The 15,534-nt window shown below is 41.7% G+C and carries 19 protein-coding genes and 1 riboswitch; all 19 genes read right to left on the reverse strand.

Annotated elements, in window-relative coordinates:
• Positions 1-48 precede the first annotated feature (48 nt).
• Positions 49-1,446: a Fe-S cluster assembly protein SufB gene (gene sufB, locus DET59_RS07240; RefSeq protein ID WP_113969016.1), complete on the reverse strand. Its 1,398-nt coding sequence runs from the start codon at positions 1,444-1,446 to the stop codon at positions 49-51.
• A 38-nt stretch (positions 1,447-1,484) separates the two neighbouring features.
• A complete protein-coding gene (sufU, locus tag DET59_RS07245; RefSeq protein ID WP_113969017.1) occupies positions 1,485-1,925 on the reverse strand; it encodes a Fe-S cluster assembly sulfur transfer protein SufU in 441 nt (146 codons plus the stop codon).
• A complete protein-coding gene (locus DET59_RS07250) occupies positions 1,915-3,144 on the reverse strand; it encodes a cysteine desulfurase (RefSeq protein ID WP_113969018.1) in 1,230 nt (409 codons plus the stop codon). The genes sufU and DET59_RS07250 overlap by 11 nt, the downstream gene beginning before the upstream one ends.
• The gene (gene sufD, locus DET59_RS07255) at positions 3,144-4,454 is read right to left on the reverse strand and encodes a Fe-S cluster assembly protein SufD (protein ID WP_113969019.1); all 1,311 of its coding nucleotides are present in this window, start codon (positions 4,452-4,454) and stop codon (positions 3,144-3,146) included. Before sufD ends, DET59_RS07250 begins: the two co-directional genes overlap by 1 nt.
• 17 nt (positions 4,455-4,471) lie before the next feature.
• Positions 4,472-5,257, reverse strand: a complete 786-nt coding sequence (sufC, locus tag DET59_RS07260; RefSeq protein WP_064092886.1) for a Fe-S cluster assembly ATPase SufC — start codon at positions 5,255-5,257, stop codon at positions 4,472-4,474.
• A gap of 329 nt (positions 5,258-5,586) precedes the next feature.
• Complete coding sequence (locus DET59_RS21595) at positions 5,587-5,745, reverse strand: YuzK family famiily protein (RefSeq protein WP_181778084.1); 159 nt, start codon at positions 5,743-5,745, stop codon at positions 5,587-5,589.
• A 486-nt stretch (positions 5,746-6,231) separates the two neighbouring features.
• On the reverse strand, positions 6,232-6,597 hold the full coding sequence (locus DET59_RS07265; protein WP_113969020.1) for a carboxymuconolactone decarboxylase family protein: 366 nt from the start codon (positions 6,595-6,597) through the stop codon (positions 6,232-6,234).
• Positions 6,598-6,734: 137 nt separating this feature from the next.
• On the reverse strand, positions 6,735-7,556 hold the full coding sequence (locus tag DET59_RS07270; RefSeq protein ID WP_113969021.1) for a MetQ/NlpA family ABC transporter substrate-binding protein: 822 nt from the start codon (positions 7,554-7,556) through the stop codon (positions 6,735-6,737).
• Between the two features lie 15 nt (positions 7,557-7,571).
• The gene (locus DET59_RS07275) at positions 7,572-8,240 is read right to left on the reverse strand and encodes a methionine ABC transporter permease (RefSeq protein WP_113969022.1); all 669 of its coding nucleotides are present in this window, start codon (positions 8,238-8,240) and stop codon (positions 7,572-7,574) included.
• A complete protein-coding gene (locus DET59_RS07280) occupies positions 8,237-9,259 on the reverse strand; it encodes a methionine ABC transporter ATP-binding protein (RefSeq protein ID WP_113969023.1) in 1,023 nt (340 codons plus the stop codon). The genes DET59_RS07275 and DET59_RS07280 overlap by 4 nt, the downstream gene beginning before the upstream one ends.
• Positions 9,260-9,410: 151 nt before the next feature.
• A riboswitch (SAM riboswitch) is annotated at positions 9,411-9,517 on the reverse strand.
• A 110-nt stretch (positions 9,518-9,627) separates the two neighbouring features.
• A complete protein-coding gene (locus DET59_RS07285; RefSeq protein ID WP_113969024.1) occupies positions 9,628-9,978 on the reverse strand; it encodes a hypothetical protein in 351 nt (116 codons plus the stop codon).
• A 278-nt stretch (positions 9,979-10,256) separates the two neighbouring features.
• Complete coding sequence (locus DET59_RS07290; protein ID WP_113969160.1) at positions 10,257-10,571, reverse strand: thioredoxin family protein; 315 nt, start codon at positions 10,569-10,571, stop codon at positions 10,257-10,259.
• 5 nt (positions 10,572-10,576) lie between these two features.
• The gene (locus DET59_RS07295) at positions 10,577-10,936 is read right to left on the reverse strand and encodes a toprim domain-containing protein (RefSeq protein ID WP_113969161.1); all 360 of its coding nucleotides are present in this window, start codon (positions 10,934-10,936) and stop codon (positions 10,577-10,579) included.
• A 181-nt stretch (positions 10,937-11,117) separates the two neighbouring features.
• Positions 11,118-11,354 carry a YusG family protein gene (locus DET59_RS07300; RefSeq protein ID WP_113969025.1) on the reverse strand — a complete coding sequence of 79 codons (237 nt, stop codon included), beginning with the start codon at positions 11,352-11,354 and terminating at the stop codon, positions 11,118-11,120.
• Positions 11,355-11,453: 99 nt separating this feature from the next.
• Positions 11,454-11,837, reverse strand: a complete 384-nt coding sequence (gcvH, locus tag DET59_RS07305; RefSeq protein ID WP_113969026.1) for a glycine cleavage system protein GcvH — start codon at positions 11,835-11,837, stop codon at positions 11,454-11,456.
• Between the two features lie 128 nt (positions 11,838-11,965).
• Complete coding sequence (locus tag DET59_RS07310) at positions 11,966-12,322, reverse strand: arsenate reductase family protein (RefSeq protein WP_113969027.1); 357 nt, start codon at positions 12,320-12,322, stop codon at positions 11,966-11,968.
• Positions 12,323-12,439: 117 nt separating this feature from the next.
• Positions 12,440-12,742 carry an ArsR/SmtB family transcription factor gene (locus DET59_RS07315; RefSeq protein WP_113969028.1) on the reverse strand — a complete coding sequence of 101 codons (303 nt, stop codon included), beginning with the start codon at positions 12,740-12,742 and terminating at the stop codon, positions 12,440-12,442.
• Positions 12,743-12,774: 32 nt separating this feature from the next.
• Positions 12,775-13,554 carry an SDR family NAD(P)-dependent oxidoreductase gene (locus tag DET59_RS07320; RefSeq protein ID WP_113969029.1) on the reverse strand — a complete coding sequence of 260 codons (780 nt, stop codon included), beginning with the start codon at positions 13,552-13,554 and terminating at the stop codon, positions 12,775-12,777.
• 148 nt (positions 13,555-13,702) lie between these two features.
• Positions 13,703-15,487, reverse strand: a complete 1,785-nt coding sequence (locus DET59_RS07325; RefSeq protein WP_113969030.1) for an acyl-CoA dehydrogenase family protein — start codon at positions 15,485-15,487, stop codon at positions 13,703-13,705.
• Positions 15,488-15,534: the final 47 nt, after the last annotated feature.

The raw sequence follows: 15,534 nt of genomic DNA on the forward strand, positions 1-15,534 counted from the left end.
CAGAAAAAACTCCCCTGATGAAAACATCAAGGGAGTTTGAATGATATATTATCCGATGGAACCTTCCATTTCGAACTTGATCAGGCGGTTCATTTCGACTGCGTATTCCATTGGAAGTTCTTTCGTGAATGGCTCGATGAAGCCCATTACGATCATTTCTGTTGCTTCTTCCTCTGAAATTCCGCGGCTCATAAGATAGAATAATTGTTCTTCTGATACTTTTGATACCTTCGCTTCGTGTTCTAACGAGATGTTATCGTTCAGAATTTCGTTGTAAGGGATCGTATCGGAAGTCGATTGGTTATCCATGATCAGCGTATCACACTCGATGTTTGAGCGTGCGCCTTCCGCTTTACGGCCAAAGTGTACAATTCCACGGTACGTTACTTTACCACCATGCTTGGAGATGGATTTAGAAACGATCGTAGAAGATGTGTTTGGAGCCAGGTGAATCATTTTCGCTCCGGCATCCTGGTGCTGGCCTTTACCTGCAAGTGCAATGGATAGTGTCATACCACGGGCACCTTCCCCTTTAAGGATGACAGCCGGATATTTCATCGTCAGTTTCGAACCGATGTTTCCATCCACCCATTCCATCGTTGCATTCGCTTCACATACGGCACGCTTCGTCACCAGGTTGAACACGTTGTTCGCCCAGTTTTGAATCGTGGTATAACGGCAGTACGCATCTTTCTTGATGATGATTTCAACGACTGCAGAGTGAAGTGAATTCGTTGTGTAAACCGGTGCTGTACAACCCTCAACATAGTGCACGCTTGCGCCTTCGTCCACGATGATCAGCGTACGCTCGAATTGACCCATGTTTTCTGAGTTGATACGGAAATATGCTTGAAGTGGTGTATCCACCTTGATTCCCTTAGGAACATAGATGAAAGAACCACCTGACCATACTGCTGAGTTAAGGGCAGCAAACTTGTTATCCGTAGGAGGAATAACCTTCGCCCAATGCTCACGGAAAAGTTCTTCATTTTCTTTTAAAGCAGAATCTGTGTCTTTGAAAACGATCCCCATGTCCTCAAGATCTGATTGCATATTATGATAGACAACCTCTGATTCATACTGTGCAGATACCCCTGCAAGATACTTTTGCTCTGCTTCCGGAATCCCTAATTTATCAAACGTCTGCTTGATTTCTTCAGGTACTTCATCCCAGCTGCGCTCTGACTTTTCAGAAGGCTTCACATAGTAAGTGATCTCATCAAAGTTCAGTTCCTGCATGTCTCCGCCCCATTGAGGCATAGACATATTATAAAAATGCTCCAGTGACTTCAAACGGAAATCAAGCATCCACTTAGGCTCATCTTTCATACGAGAAATTTCTTCAACGATTTCCCGTGTCAAACCACGTTTAGAACGGAAAATCGATACGTCTTTATCACTAAAACCGTATTTATAGTCTCCGATCTCAGGCATCTTCTTTGCCATGTTGATTCCTCCATTCTTAAATAGAGTAGGAGAAGAGCTTATTCCTGCTCTTCTTCTTGGACTCCTTTTTCCATCGCTTTCCAAGCCAGTGTCGCACATTTGATACGGGCCGGGAATTTAGCGACTCCTTGTAATGCTTCTATATCTCCTAAATCTACATCGTCGTCATAGTCATTGCCTTGCATCATTTCAGAGAAGATCTTGGAAAGCTTCAATGCTTTCTCAATATCCTTCCCTTTAACCGCTTGGGTCATCATCGAAGCAGAAGCCATGGAGATCGAACAGCCTTCCCCGTCAAACTTCGCATCCTGAACGATCCCATCTTCCACCTTTAAAGTCAGGTGTATGCGATCTCCACAAGTAGGGTTATTCATATCGATGGTAAAGCTTCCATCCTCTAAAGAACCTTTGTTTCGTGGATTCTTATAATGATCCATGATGACTTGTCGATATAACTGATCTAAATTATTAAAAGACATCGCTGAAAAACTCCTTTGTCTTCAATAGGCCTGCAACAAGTTTATCAATATCTTCTTCCGTATTATAGAGGTAGAAGCTGGCACGTGCTGTTGCGGATACGTTCAACCACTTCATCAGCGGTTGTGCACAGTGATGACCCGCGCGGACGGCAATCCCTTCAGCATCAAGGACGGTTGCCACGTCGTGCGGATGAACATCATCAATGTTAAACGTAACAAGACCTGCACGCTTTCCGGGATCACTTGGCCCGAAAATTTTCATGCCTTCGACTTCATTCATTTTCTCCAACGCATAAGCCGCAAGCTTATGTTCATGTTCTTCAATGTTATGAAGTCCTACTTCTTCAAGGAAATCAATCGCTGCTCCAAGTCCAATGGCGCCTGCAATGATCGGTGTACCGCCTTCAAATTTCCACGGTAGCTCTTTCCAAGTGGATTCTTGAAGCCCGACAAAGTCGATCATTTCCCCACCGAATTCTACCGGTTCCATTTTGTTCAGGTGTTTTTTCTTACCGTAAAGTACTCCGATCCCTGTAGGACCTACCATTTTATGACCTGAGAAGGCAAAGAAATCACAGTCAAGATCTTGTACGTCGACTTTCATATGTGGAGCAGCCTGTGCCCCGTCAACGACCATGACTGCCCCATTTTCATGAGCAATCCCGGTGATTTCCTTGATCGGGTTCATCGTACCAAGTACGTTTGAAACCATCATGATCGAAACAATCTTCGTTTGAGATGTGACAGTCGCCCGTACATCTTCAATCGCAATCGTTCCATCCTCTTGAAGGGGAACGTATTTTAACGCCGCTCCGGTCTCTTTGGCTAACTGCTGCCAAGGGATGATATTACTGTGATGCTCCATGTGAGTGATCACAATTTCGTCACCCTCGGACAGATTGGCACGACCGTAGCTTGCTGCAACTGTATTGATTGCTGTTGTCGTTCCACGGGTAAAGATCACTTCTTGAGTAGAGGAAGCATTAATGAAATTGCGGACCTTTTCACGGGCACCTTCATATCCATCTGTCGCTCTCGTCCCAAGAGTATGAACGCCCCGGTGAACATTTGAGTTATATCCACGGTAATAGTCATTCATCGCTTCGATAACGGAAACCGGTTTTTGCGATGTTGCGGCACTGTCAAGATAAACAAGTGGATGGCCATTTACTTCCTGGTTGAGAATCGGAAATTGTTTACGAATCTCTTTTACATCCATTAGTTAACTTTCCTTTCGATAACCTCAACAAGTTGTTTCTTAACTCCTTCAATCGGTAATTGTTTTACCACAGGAGCCAAGAAGCCATGAATAACCAGACGTTCCGCTTCATGCTGCGGAATTCCACGACTCATCAGGTAATAGAGTTGCAGTGGATCCACTCGACCTACTGAAGCAGCATGCCCTGCCGTTACGTCATCTTCATCGATAAGAAGGATCGGATTCGCATCTCCACGTGCTTTTTCACTAAGCATCAATACCCGAGATTCCTGCTCTGCATTCGACTTGGACGCACCGTGTTCAATTTTACCGATACCATTGAAGATGGAAGATGCTTCATCTTTCATCACTCCATGCTTAAGGATGTATCCTTCAGAGTTTTTACCGAAGTGAACAACCTTCGTCGTGAAGTTTTGTTTCTGTTTTCCGCGTCCAACGACAACGGTTTTTGTATCACCATATGAGCCGTCACCCATAAGGTTTGTCACGTTTTCTGAAACGGTGTCTCCATCGTTCATTAATCCAAGAGCCCACTCGATGCGAGCATCTCTTTGCGCGATTCCACGACGGTTAACATACGTGGTTAATCCGCTTGTTAAATTATCCACAGCACCATATTCCACTTTAGCATTATTGTTTGCCAAAACTTCCGTAACGATGTTGTATACGCCGTTTTCCACATTTGTTGTAGAAATGTAGTTTTCAACATACGTTACAGAGCTGTTGTCTTCAGCCACTACTAATACGTGGTTGAACATCGCTACTTCAGCATTGTCATGAAGGTATACCGCTTGAATCGGTTGAGTCAATTCCACATTTTTTGGAATGTAAAGGAAAACTCCCCCATTCATCAACGCAGCATGAAGGGCTGTAAGCTTATGCTCATCCGTTTTCACACCTTCAGTCATGAAGTACTTCTGTACAAGTTCACTGTGGTCTTTTACAGCTGTGAAAATATCCGTAAAAATAACACCATTGTCTTTTAATTCGTTTGAAAGAGAAAGAAAAGCAGGTGTATTATTTCGTTGAATATAAAGACTTTGGTCACTGCTTTCTAAATCAACTAATTCTTTTGCTTCATCCGGCAGCTCACTCAATGATGAGAACGTATCACTTTCCACTGTATGCTTCTGGAATTGAGTAAAATTCCAATTCGTGATTTTCGTTTTATCAGCAACTGGAAGGCTTAGATCCTTTACTTTATCAAAGGCATCTGTGCGAAGGGTTGTTAACCATTCCGGCTCTCCAAGTTGTTTTGAGTAGGAGCTGACATAGTCCTGATCTACTGGTAGTTTCGTTTCTACAGTCATTTTCATCCCCCTAACACTTACGCTTCTTGGCCAACAGTTTCGTCTTTGATTCCTAACTCTTCTTTAATCCAGTCATATCCTTCTGCTTCAAGGCGTTGTGCTAATTCTTTCCCGCCTGATTTCACAATGCGTCCTTGCATCATAACGTGAACATGATCAGGAGTGATGTAGTTAAGAAGACGCTGATAGTGAGTGATGATCAAGCAACCGAAATCCTCACCGCGCATTTTATTGATTCCTTTTGATACAACCTTAAGGGCATCGATATCAAGACCAGAGTCAATCTCGTCAAGGATGGCAATCTTAGGTTGTAGCATCATTAATTGAAGGATTTCATTACGCTTCTTCTCTCCACCGGAGAATCCTTCGTTTAAGTAACGCTGTGCCATATCCGGATCCATTTCAAGGTATTCCATTTCAGAATCCATTTTGCGAATGAATTTCATAAGAGAAATCTCTTCGCCTTCTTCGCGACGGCTGTTGATGGCTGAACGTAAGAAGTCTGCATTCGTTACCCCATTGATTTCACTTGGATACTGCATTGCAAGGAATAGACCTACGCGAGCGCGCTCATCCACTTCCATTTCAAGCACATCTTCACCATCGAAGTGAATGCTTCCCTTTGTCACTTCATACTTTGGATGACCCATGATAGCAGAAGATAAAGTAGATTTACCTGTACCATTCGGTCCCATTACTGCGTGGATTTCTCCACCTTTAATTTCAAGGTTAACCCCTTTCAGGATTTCCTTTCCTTCAATCTCAACATGAAGATCTTTAATTGTTAAAGTAGAACCTGCCATGTATATTTACCTCCGTGACTTTATAATGAATTTAAGAATTAAATTCTTTAATCATTCTCAATTTATTCTCATTACAATCTTATAACAAATAAAAGGTATTATCAACTTTTTCAACTATATCGATAGTGTAAACTTGACTAGATAATCCTTTTTTATTGTTGACCTAAAATAAAGGAAAAATGTAGGGATTCAATCTCCAGTTACCGGTCATGAAGAACATACCAATACTGATGGGAGTTGAAAACCATTCGATCTCCCTCTATGTCCTTTGGTTAAAGACGCAAAAAAACCAGTGCAACGTCTACACTGGTTTTCTTTTTTCTTCCTTATTATATATTAGCGTGCACCTTACGATCAAATGCCGCAATCATTCGTCTGCTTTCCTTATAGTCCTGCTCTCTTCTTTTCTCTACTTGCATTCTGACTTCATGCTTTCGTTTGTACACCTCATAACCAATCCCATGGGCTCCATGCATTGCCTTTTCCATTTCACTTGTGTACGAGATACTCTCAAGAGAGTCGATAACGAATCATTCCTTTCAGGTTTTTAATTACTTTACAACTATACTACCCCCTCGTTCACAAGACAAAACCAGTATAGGGTCATTTTTTCTTAAATTCATCCTTTTCACCCTAGCCTCAAGGGGTTACCTTTAAGTTTTCACAAAATTCCGCCATTATACTGCCAATTAATAGCTTTTTTAATATATATTCATTTTATTGAATAAGTATTTAATACTTGGTGACCACTTCTACTGAAGAGACGGTACATAAAGACACGGACCGTTCCTTCTCGCTCCAGGCACAATATTCCCCGGGGAGGAAGTCGAGCACCTTCCGCTCCAATCAACTTAGTATTACGAATTCAATCCACTATTCGATCTTATAGAATAAAAATAGCCACTATAAAACACTCGATCATCATTCACTTCTGCAACAAAAAAAACGGGAAGTGTATCACCTCCCGTTAGTTGTTATTGCTTCAGTTGATTCAAGTCCTGAATGGATTGCTGTACTAGTGTCACAGCCTGACTCATGACTGCTCCGCCTCCGAATGCAGCGGTTACTCCGATTGCTTCAAGGATTTCTTCTTCTGAACATCCTTGGTCCAGGCATCCTTTTGTGTGGTAGATAATGCAATATTCATCCTGGGAATATAGGCTGATTCCTAACGCGATCAATTGCTTTTCTTTTTTAGTAAGAACTCCTTCTCGAAAGCAGTGCTCAGTGAACGCATTGTACTGCTCGGCAAGCTCAGGCATTTTTTCAGTGAAGATCCCAAGCCCCATTTTATAATCATGAAGGGCAGCTTCTGTTGTATTTCTTGGTTCCATCTGCATTTCATTCAGCTCCATTTCTGAAATAGATTCATCGGAAATAGTATGAACCAATAAGGAAATGATTATGTTAAAAATTTTGGGAAGACCTTACAATGAAAAAACCCGATTCTGATCAATGTCAGTATCGGGTTTCGATATTATTCACTTACCGGAACGACGGCTCCATCCCATTCTTCATTGATGAAGTCCTGGATTTCTTTCGAACGCAGTGCTTCCACTAGCGCTTTAACTTCCTCTTTGTTTTCATCACCTTTGTTCACTGCAATCACATTCACATAAGGAGAGTTACTATCTTCAATGGCAATTGAATCTTCAAGGGGTTTCAACCCTGCATCAATGGCATAGTTAGAGTTGATGACAACTGCGTCTCCTTCTTCGTTTTCATACATTTGTGGGAGAAGAGCTGCTTCGTACTCATAATCAAATTGAAGGTTTCTAGGGTTTTCTTTGATGTCTTCAAGTTGGGCTTGCGTATTTTCCACCCCATCCTTTAAGGTGATGAGTCCTTTTTTCTCTAATAATGTAAGGATACGTCCATGATCCGATACAGAGTTACTCATTAAGATCGTAGCGCCTTCAGGGAGCTCCTCGAGAGATTTGTGTTTTTTCGAATAAATACCGATCGGCTCAATATGAATTCCGCCTGCATTGACAAACTCATATTCATTTTCCTTCATTTGCAAGTCCATATAAGGAATGGTTTGGAAATAGTTTGCGTCAATATCCCCATTATCCAAATCTTTATTAGGAAGGATATAGTCTTGGTACGTTTCAATTTGCAAGTCGATCCCTTTTTCTTCTAAGACAGGCTTCACTTGTTCAAGGATTTCAGCGTGTGGAATATTAGAAGCTCCTACTACCAATTCCTTTTCGTCATTTCCAGAACCTGAATCATTCCCACATGCTGCCAAGCCAAAAATACTAGTTGCTGCTATAACTCCTGTTACCCATTTTTTCATTTCATTTCTCTCCTTTTATCGTTTATCTAATTTATTTGTAAAGAAATCACCCAGTATCTGAATCGCAAACACAATGAGTAAAATCATAATGGTTGCTGCAATCGTCACGTCTTCCCTGCTTCGTTGGAAGCCATCTAAATAAGCTAAGTTACCAAGTCCACCTGCTCCGATGACCCCGGCCATTGCTGTGTATCCAACAAGAGCGATGGCTGTCACTGTAATCCCTGAGATCAAAGCCGGCATGGATTCCGGTATGAGTACTTTCCATATAATCGTGCCCGTCTTCGCTCCCATCGCTTTCGCGGCTTCGATGACGCCTTTGTTCACTTCTCTTAAAGCAATTTCTACCATGCGGGCGTAAAACGGAGCAGCCCCGATGATCAGTGCCGGCAGAGCTGCATTCGCTCCACGGATTGTGTCCAATAAAAACTTGGTGAACGGGATTAACAACACGATCAAAATAATGAATGGAATTGATCTGAACACGTTTACGACTGCACTTGTAATCGTATATGTCAGTTTGTTATCCCATAGATTTTCCTTAGAAGTAAGGAAGAGCAAAATCCCAAGGATCATTCCGAGTACAAAGGTAATCAATACAGACATCCCGGTCATATACAGGGTTTCGAGGGTTGCTTCCCACATCTTCTCCCAATCTACATTTGGAAATAAGTTTTCAATCATCCTCTCAACACCTCCACTTGAACCAGTTGCGTTTGAGCAAACGCCAATGCATCCTTAATGGTTTGTTCCTCCCCGTCAAGGTGAACAAATAACGTTCCATAGGCCCCTTTTTGGGTTTGGGAGATTTGTCCTTGCAGGATATTTACGTCTAAGTCAAACTTTCTTATCAGCGCGGTGATGAGCGGCTGCTCAGTTGATTCACCTACAAAAGTAAATCTCAGCACTTTTCCATTAGGATATTGCGTCAATAGGTGGTCAATGGTTTGATCCGTTTCCTTTACTTGCGAGACTTCTCTTACGAAACGCTTTGTCACTTGCTCTTGTGGATTTCGGAACACTTCCAATACATCCCCGAGTTCGACGACTTTCCCCTGTTCCATGACCGCTACACGATGACAGATCTTTTGAATCACGTGCATTTCATGGGTGATCAGGACGATCGTCAGCCCTAAGCGTTTATTAATATCCACCAATAGATCAAGGATGGAATCGGTTGTTTGTGGATCCAGAGCGGAAGTAGCTTCATCACATAGAAGGACATCGGGATTGTTCGCAAGGGATCTTGCAATCCCCACCCGTTGTTTCTGTCCGCCACTCAGTTGCGACGGATAGGCATCTCCTCTGCCTTCCAATCCCACAAGCTTCAATAATTCATTGGCTCTTTGGACTCTCTCTTTCTTTGATACTCCAGCAATTTCTAATGGGAACTGGATATTTTCTACTACAGTACGAGACCAGAGGAGATTAAAGTGTTGAAAAATCATCCCTATTGACTGTCTTACTTCCCGCAGCTTTTTCCCCTTCACTTGGGAAACGATTTGTCCGTTCACGTCCACTATTCCATCTGTAGGAACTTCAAGACCATTAAGCATGCGGATCAGCGTACTCTTACCTGCCCCACTATAGCCAATCACTCCAAAAATTTCTCCTTGGGAAATCTCGATATTGACGCCATCAACGGCTGAAATCGGACCCGATTTGGATTGATAGATTTTCTTCACATCTGAAATGGTAATCATGTTGTATTCCACCTTCTTTCGGAGTAAAACGACCTGTTTAATCAGAATTATAGTTGTACTTATCTGATGTTTCCTGCTCCTATTTCTAAAAGCAATAAAAAATGCCTTCCTGCGATAAGCAGAAAGGCATAATCATATAGGACTATCCTTTCTCTCATCTTTCAAAGCAGATGCTTTGAGTGAATTGGCACCATTTCAATTTTCATTGACGGTTGCCGGGCTTCATAGGGCACGTCCCTCCACCTCTCTTAATAAGAGCTAAGTATATTATTTAATTATTTAAAATAGTTAAAGACTCTGAAAATTTGCTACAAGAGAGATTCTATCACCGGATATAGTGTGTGTCAATTATTTTTTCTCCCCGATGTTTAAACTTCAATCGGCTCTTTTTCTCTGGATCTCGTCAGCCAAAGGACCGACTCCACAAATAAGAGTGGACGATACCCTCCCCTTATAGCCAGGGATCCGTCCTCAATCAGTTGAGACAACCGTTCTTCCCCCGAAAGTAGAGAAACCAGTGTTTCCTCCATCCCTTCAATGACGAAATGAGCGTCACCACTTAAATCATCTAATAAAGCGCACCTCTTACTCGAAATCATTATGCCGTACACGTCACTTCCACAATCAAAATGAAGAATAAATGGGTTGTCTGGAAATAAGAGTCGTAAGTGATATCTTGAATGACACTGATCTACTAATCCCTCTAAATATATTCGCATGATTACCCTCCCAGTGAAACTTCTATATACTAACCATTCCACTTTTAGGCATTTTCCCCTTCAATACTTTCTCGACATGATTTGAACCGGTCCAGCTTATTTGTCGAACAGTAAGAATTTGGATGATGTCTAGTCAAAATATGATGCCATTCGCAACATTTCCCGAGAAATATGTCTTCGTTTGTAGAAAGAAAAACGTTCTATCATTGGATTTCATGAGGAAATAGGTGAAATCAGACAAATAAAAAAGACCTTCTCCTTAAAGGTCTCTTATCCCTCTAACTATCCGCGAATTTGTTTAAGGTTTCATATAAAAATGGCACGGATTGAAAGGCATAAATCCTTTCCTGTTCGACACCATCCTTAAATAAAATCAGGCAGGGTACACTTTCGATGGATTGCTCTTCTGCAAATTGGGGCAAGTAATTCAAGTTGGACCTTGTAAAATGAAAGGATTGTGGAAGCTTCTCCACTAAGTCAATCATCTTGCTTGCAACCTGACAGGTACCACACATCGGTGTATAAAGATAAACAGCTTCGAACGCATGTTTTCCAATCAATTGTTTTAAAGCTTCGGTACTACTTACCTCAATCAAATCTAGATCATCCTTTTTCCTAGAAATTCTTTATGAACGTCGATATTGGCTCCTATAAGCACTGACGCCAGGTGATACTCCGGTGCTGCGGCCACTTCCTTGTACATACGATCGATATACAAATGTTCAGCTTCCGGAAACTCACGTTTAAATTGCTTGCGCAGTTTTTCACCTGCATCATCAGCATCTACTAATATATAGACATCCCTTTCCAATAAAGCATCAATGAGTTCGTCCATTTTTGTAATGCTGATGGTCCCGTTTGTACAAATTATTTCAATCGGTTCTTTGATGATACCTCTTACTTTACGTTTGTCCGTTGTTCCTTCGACAATGATTACTTTTTCGTCAAGTTCCATCATGATCATCACCTTATCTTTCATAAATAAGATTACGATAGTATATTCAGATAACAAGAGATGATGTCCACTTTCTACTTATATTTTCTCATGTTTATAAAAAAAAGTGCAAGTGGTTTGCCTAAATCATCTATTTATACAAATGGTGCCAGATTCATTAATGAATCTGGCACCACGGGCCTCTCTAACACCAGCCACCCTCATCACAATCGGTGTATCTTGCTTGATCGCCTTCTGTGGAAGTGTAGCTTTGATAAATTTTATTTTCTTTCGCTTCAAAGTTCGGCTCCATGGTTATTCCGTCAAGAGGCAGAGCCATTCTGCCGATCGGCTGATTATCCAAATATAGTTCTACTTCACCATCTTTAAGTTTTCCTGTCACTCTATTGGTCACATCTAATTTCTTAGGCTCAAGTACCATTTGTGTTCACCCTTTCTTTTGGAAAAAACGTCTACTCATATGGTACCCAAAATTAAAAACAAAACACCTTGAGAACTTCTCAAGGTGCTTCTGAAGATATTATCCTTCATTAATCATTTCATCATACTGTTCAGCTGTCATAAGCTTGTCTACTTCTCCAGCATCTGTTGGTTCAACAACGATCATCCATGCTTTTTCATAAGGTGATTCGTTCACGAATTCAGGGCTATCAGATAGCTCTTCATTCACTTCTACCACCTTACCTGATACAGGTGCATATAGCTCAGAAACGGTTTTAACCGACTCAACACTACCGAATGGCTCGTCCGCTTTGATCTCATCTCCAACCTCTGGTAACTCAACGAATACGATATCGCCCAGTTCAGATTGTGCAAATGATGTGATTCCAACGCGTAGATTTTCCCCTTCAACTTTGACCCACTCATGTTCTTCTGAATAACGAAGTTCTTTCGGTGTACTCATTCTCTATCCCTCCAAATGCTAGTTATACAACCTAATATTGACACACTTTTCATTGAAAAAGCAAGAAAACTAAGTGTGAATAATGAAACTTTTTCATCGTCCATGATCTGGTAATCAAAGACCTATTTTTACTTCCAGGTTTCTTGAAAGGTTTCTTCCTTGAAACCAACTGTCACCTGGTTCCCATCCGTTGTGATTGGACGCTTGATCAGCATCCCGTCTGTGGAAAGGATTTCTAATAATTCCTCATCTGAAGCTGAGTTCACTTTATCTTTCAAGCCTAGTTCACGATACTTTTTACCACTTGTATTGAAGAACTTTTTAAGAGGTAAATCGCTTTTTTCATATAGGCTTTTGAGCTCATCTTTTGACGGTGGGTTTTCGGCAATATGTATTTCATTCAATGCTATATCTTGATCTTCAAGCCACTTCTTTGCTTTCCGGCACGTACCACACGTTGGATACGAATAAAAAGTCAACGACATCATTCCACCACCTTTCATTATGATCTGGATGAAGCATGGCTCCATCCAGCATTCTGTATTGCACGAATCTATCTCTACATTCGACAATATTCATTATTATCCTTCTTTTGTGAAACATTACTCACATTGTTTTTCAACCGTCTCAACCAGTTCCTTCAGAAGGACAGACGCATTATCCAATTCAAGAGAATAGAAGCGCTGCGTCCCCTTTTGCTCTAAAGAAACTAATTGCTGATCTCTCAGGATCTTTAAATGGTGAGAGACAGCCGGGCGCGATAACGTTAGGTTTTCAGTAATTTGATTGACCGTAAGAGGTTCTTGTTCGGCAAGAAGTAATATTATGTCCTGACGATAAGGATCACTCAGTGCTTGAAATAATGGAATGCAAGCACGAAATGTATCGATTGCTTTTTGACCCATAGTCTTCTCCCTTCAAACTCATTCACATTCAATTATACCCGTTCTTGTACTTTACGAACAATATTTGTGACCATTTCCCTCGGCATAAAACGGATGGATTGAGTCAGCATTCTGTTTTTAAGACCTGGGATGATAACGGTTTTGTTCTTCGTCATCATTTGGTTATACCCCTCTTCCACCACTTCCTCCACGCTCATCACACCAGACTGAAATAGTTTGGAAGACTGAAGGTCAGCGGCATCGCTGAATCCCGTTTTGGTAGCTCCAGGGCACAACGCGGTCACTTTCACTCCGTGTGGCCCCCATTCATTTGCCAGTGCTTCTGAGAATGAAAGGACATACGCTTTTGTCGCATAGTAAACGGCCATTAGCGGACCCGGCTGAAATGCAGCAGTTGATGCTACATTCAGGATTTGTCCACGTTTCTGGTACACCATTTCTTTTCCAAAATACTTGCTTAGCTCGGTAAGGGCAGTGATATTCACTTGAATCATATCCAGCTCTTTTGAGAGCACTGTTTGTTCGAATTCACCAAACAGACCGAAGCCTGCATTATTGATAAGGATATCAACCTGGATCCCTTTTGCTTTCACTTCCTCATATAACGTTTCAGAAGCCCCTGGTTTGAAAAGGTCCGATGGTATGACATATGAGTTCACTCCGTACTTACTCTCTATTTCTTTTGATAGAGTACGAAGCTTCTCCTCACTTCTTGCCACGAGAATCACATCATGGCCGGAACCTGCGAATTTATGACTAAAGTGCAAACCGATACCACTTGAAGCCCCTGTAATTAGAACCGTTTTATTCATCTATAGTAACCACCTTATCTTTAATGTTTAAACACTTAAACGTTTAAGTTTTTAAACATATAGTAATTAAGATTGAAGTGGATGTCAAGTCGAAACATAATAAAGGGACGGACCTCTGAATCAGAGGTCCGTCCCTTAAACTATTCAATTAAACTGTATATTTTTCTGCGTCGATCAGCTTTTCTGATGCAGCACGTTTGACTGCGATCACGTTGATCGGCGTGTGGCGGGTGAATTTACGAAGTGCGGAAAGCATCATGCGCAGTGTGTCACCCGTTTCAGTTGCTACAAGCGTTTCTTTCGCATGCTGTTCGATTTCGTTGAATGCTTCTTGACAGAAGATTTGTGTGTAAAGAAGTTTTTGCTGAGCTTTCTCTACTCCACCTTTTTGAACCGCTTTTTCTGTTCTAAGAACAACGGACTCCATCGCGTAAGCGTTTGAAACGATATCGGCAATGTTCACAAGGATTTCCTGTTCTTTTTCAAGAGCTTTACCGAATTTTTGAGCCGCTAGACCAGATAGCATCAAGCCGATTTTCTTCGCGTTTTTCACAAGGTATTTTTCCTGAGCAAGTGGCTCATCTCCTACTTCTTCAGGCATAAGCATCATTAATTCCTCTTGAAGGGCCTGTGCTTTTTGAAGTAATGGAAGTTCACCTTTCATTGCTTTACGCAGGTACGTGCCAGGAACCAGAAGGCGGTTGATTTCATTCGTTCCTTCGAAAATGCGGTTGATACGGGAGTCGCGATACATTCTTTCAATTTCATATTCCTGCATGAAACCGTATCCTCCATGAAGTTGAACACCTTCATCGACTAAATAATCCAGTACTTCTGTTGCAAAGAATTTATTCAGTGAACACTCAATCGCGTATTCTGCAATCGATTTTGCCACTTCCGTTCCGTTCTTCACTTCTTCATCCGTAAGCTTGCTCATACGATCCTCGAACAACCCTACTGTACGGTAAACGGAGCTTTCTGCTGCGTATAATTTAGACGCCATTGTGGCCAGTTTTTCTTTAGTCAGGTTGAAAGCAGAAATTGGTGTTTTGAATTGCTGACGTTGATTCGTGTATTGTACTGTTACCTCTAATGCACGCTTACTCGCTCCGACAGCACCTACCCCTAATTTGTAACGGCCGATGTTTAAAATGTTGAAGGCAATGATATGACCTTTCCCGCTATCTCCAAGAAGGTTTTCAACTGGAATTTCAGCATCTTCCAAGATTAATGTACGGGTGGATGAGCTTTTGATACCCATTTTCTTCTCTTCCGGACCAGTTGAAACACCAGGGAATTCTTTTTCTACGATGAATGCCGAGAAATGCTCCCCATCGATTTTTGCGTACACAACGAATACATCAGCAAATGCAGAGTTCGTGATCCACTGCTTCTCACCATTTAAAATGTAGTGAGTACCTTCTGCATTCAATTTAGCAGTCGTTTTAGCTCCAAGGGCATCTGAACCTGAACCCGGCTCTGTTAATGCGTAGGCTGCCAGTTTCTCACCGGTCGCCAGTGGAGGAAGGTATTTTTGCTTTTGTTCTTCGTTACCGAACAGAACGATTGGCAGTGAACCGATTCCAACGTGTGCCCCGTGAGAAATGGAGAATCCACCTGCCCGGGACATTTTTTCAGCAATCAGTGCCGAGCTTACTTTATCCAATCCCAGACCGCCGTACTCTTCAGGAACATCTGCACCCAGAAGTCCAAGATCCCCCGCTTCTTTTAACAGGCGAACAGAGTGGTCAAATTCATGGTTTTCCAGATTATCGATGACCGGTACCACTTCATTTAACACATAATCCTCGGTTGTTTTGGCAATCATTTTTTGTTCATCAGAGTATTCCTCCGGTGTGAAAACTTGCTCACAGCTTACATCTTCAATTAAAAAACTTCCACCCTTGATCAGTTTTTCTGTTTGATTCGCCATTTCGAATCCCCCTAAAAATTATTATTTTGAAGGAGTAGGGGGCCCCG

Origin of the sequence: Rossellomorea aquimaris, assembly GCF_003315075.1 — a bacterium.
Classification (GTDB): domain Bacteria; phylum Bacillota; class Bacilli; order Bacillales; family Bacillaceae_B; genus Rossellomorea; species Rossellomorea aquimaris_C.

Coding starts and splice junctions, on each gene's coding strand:
- DET59_RS07320 (WP_113969029.1), bottom strand. CDS start 13,554: ATGAATAAAACGGTTCTAATTACAGGGGCTTCAAGTGGTATCGGTTTG.
- DET59_RS07310 (WP_113969027.1), bottom strand. CDS start 12,322: ATGTCGTTGACTTTTTATTCGTATCCAACGTGTGGTACGTGCCGGAAA.
- DET59_RS07265 (WP_113969020.1), bottom strand. CDS start 6,597: ATGCAGATGGAACCAAGAAATACAACAGAAGCTGCCCTTCATGATTAT.
- DET59_RS07315 (WP_113969028.1), bottom strand. CDS start 12,742: ATGGGTCAAAAAGCAATCGATACATTTCGTGCTTGCATTCCATTATTT.
- DET59_RS07300 (WP_113969025.1), bottom strand. CDS start 11,354: ATGGTACTTGAGCCTAAGAAATTAGATGTGACCAATAGAGTGACAGGA.
- sufC (WP_064092886.1), bottom strand. CDS start 5,257: ATGGCAGGTTCTACTTTAACAATTAAAGATCTTCATGTTGAGATTGAA.
- DET59_RS07270 (WP_113969021.1), bottom strand. CDS start 7,556: ATGAAAAAATGGGTAACAGGAGTTATAGCAGCAACTAGTATTTTTGGC.
- sufB (WP_113969016.1), bottom strand. CDS start 1,446: ATGGCAAAGAAGATGCCTGAGATCGGAGACTATAAATACGGTTTTAGT.
- DET59_RS07285 (WP_113969024.1), bottom strand. CDS start 9,978: ATGCGAATATATTTAGAGGGATTAGTAGATCAGTGTCATTCAAGATAT.
- DET59_RS07280 (WP_113969023.1), bottom strand. CDS start 9,259: ATGATTACCATTTCAGATGTGAAGAAAATCTATCAATCCAAATCGGGT.
- sufU (WP_113969017.1), bottom strand. CDS start 1,925: ATGTCTTTTAATAATTTAGATCAGTTATATCGACAAGTCATCATGGAT.
- DET59_RS07295 (WP_113969161.1), bottom strand. CDS start 10,936: ATGATGGAACTTGACGAAAAAGTAATCATTGTCGAAGGAACAACGGAC.
- gcvH (WP_113969026.1), bottom strand. CDS start 11,837: ATGAGTACACCGAAAGAACTTCGTTATTCAGAAGAACATGAGTGGGTC.
- DET59_RS07275 (WP_113969022.1), bottom strand. CDS start 8,240: ATGATTGAAAACTTATTTCCAAATGTAGATTGGGAGAAGATGTGGGAA.
- sufD (WP_113969019.1), bottom strand. CDS start 4,454: ATGACTGTAGAAACGAAACTACCAGTAGATCAGGACTATGTCAGCTCC.
- DET59_RS07250 (WP_113969018.1), bottom strand. CDS start 3,144: ATGGATGTAAAAGAGATTCGTAAACAATTTCCGATTCTCAACCAGGAA.
- DET59_RS21595 (WP_181778084.1), bottom strand. CDS start 5,745: ATGGAAAAGGCAATGCATGGAGCCCATGGGATTGGTTATGAGGTGTAC.
- DET59_RS07325 (WP_113969030.1), bottom strand. CDS start 15,487: ATGGCGAATCAAACAGAAAAACTGATCAAGGGTGGAAGTTTTTTAATT.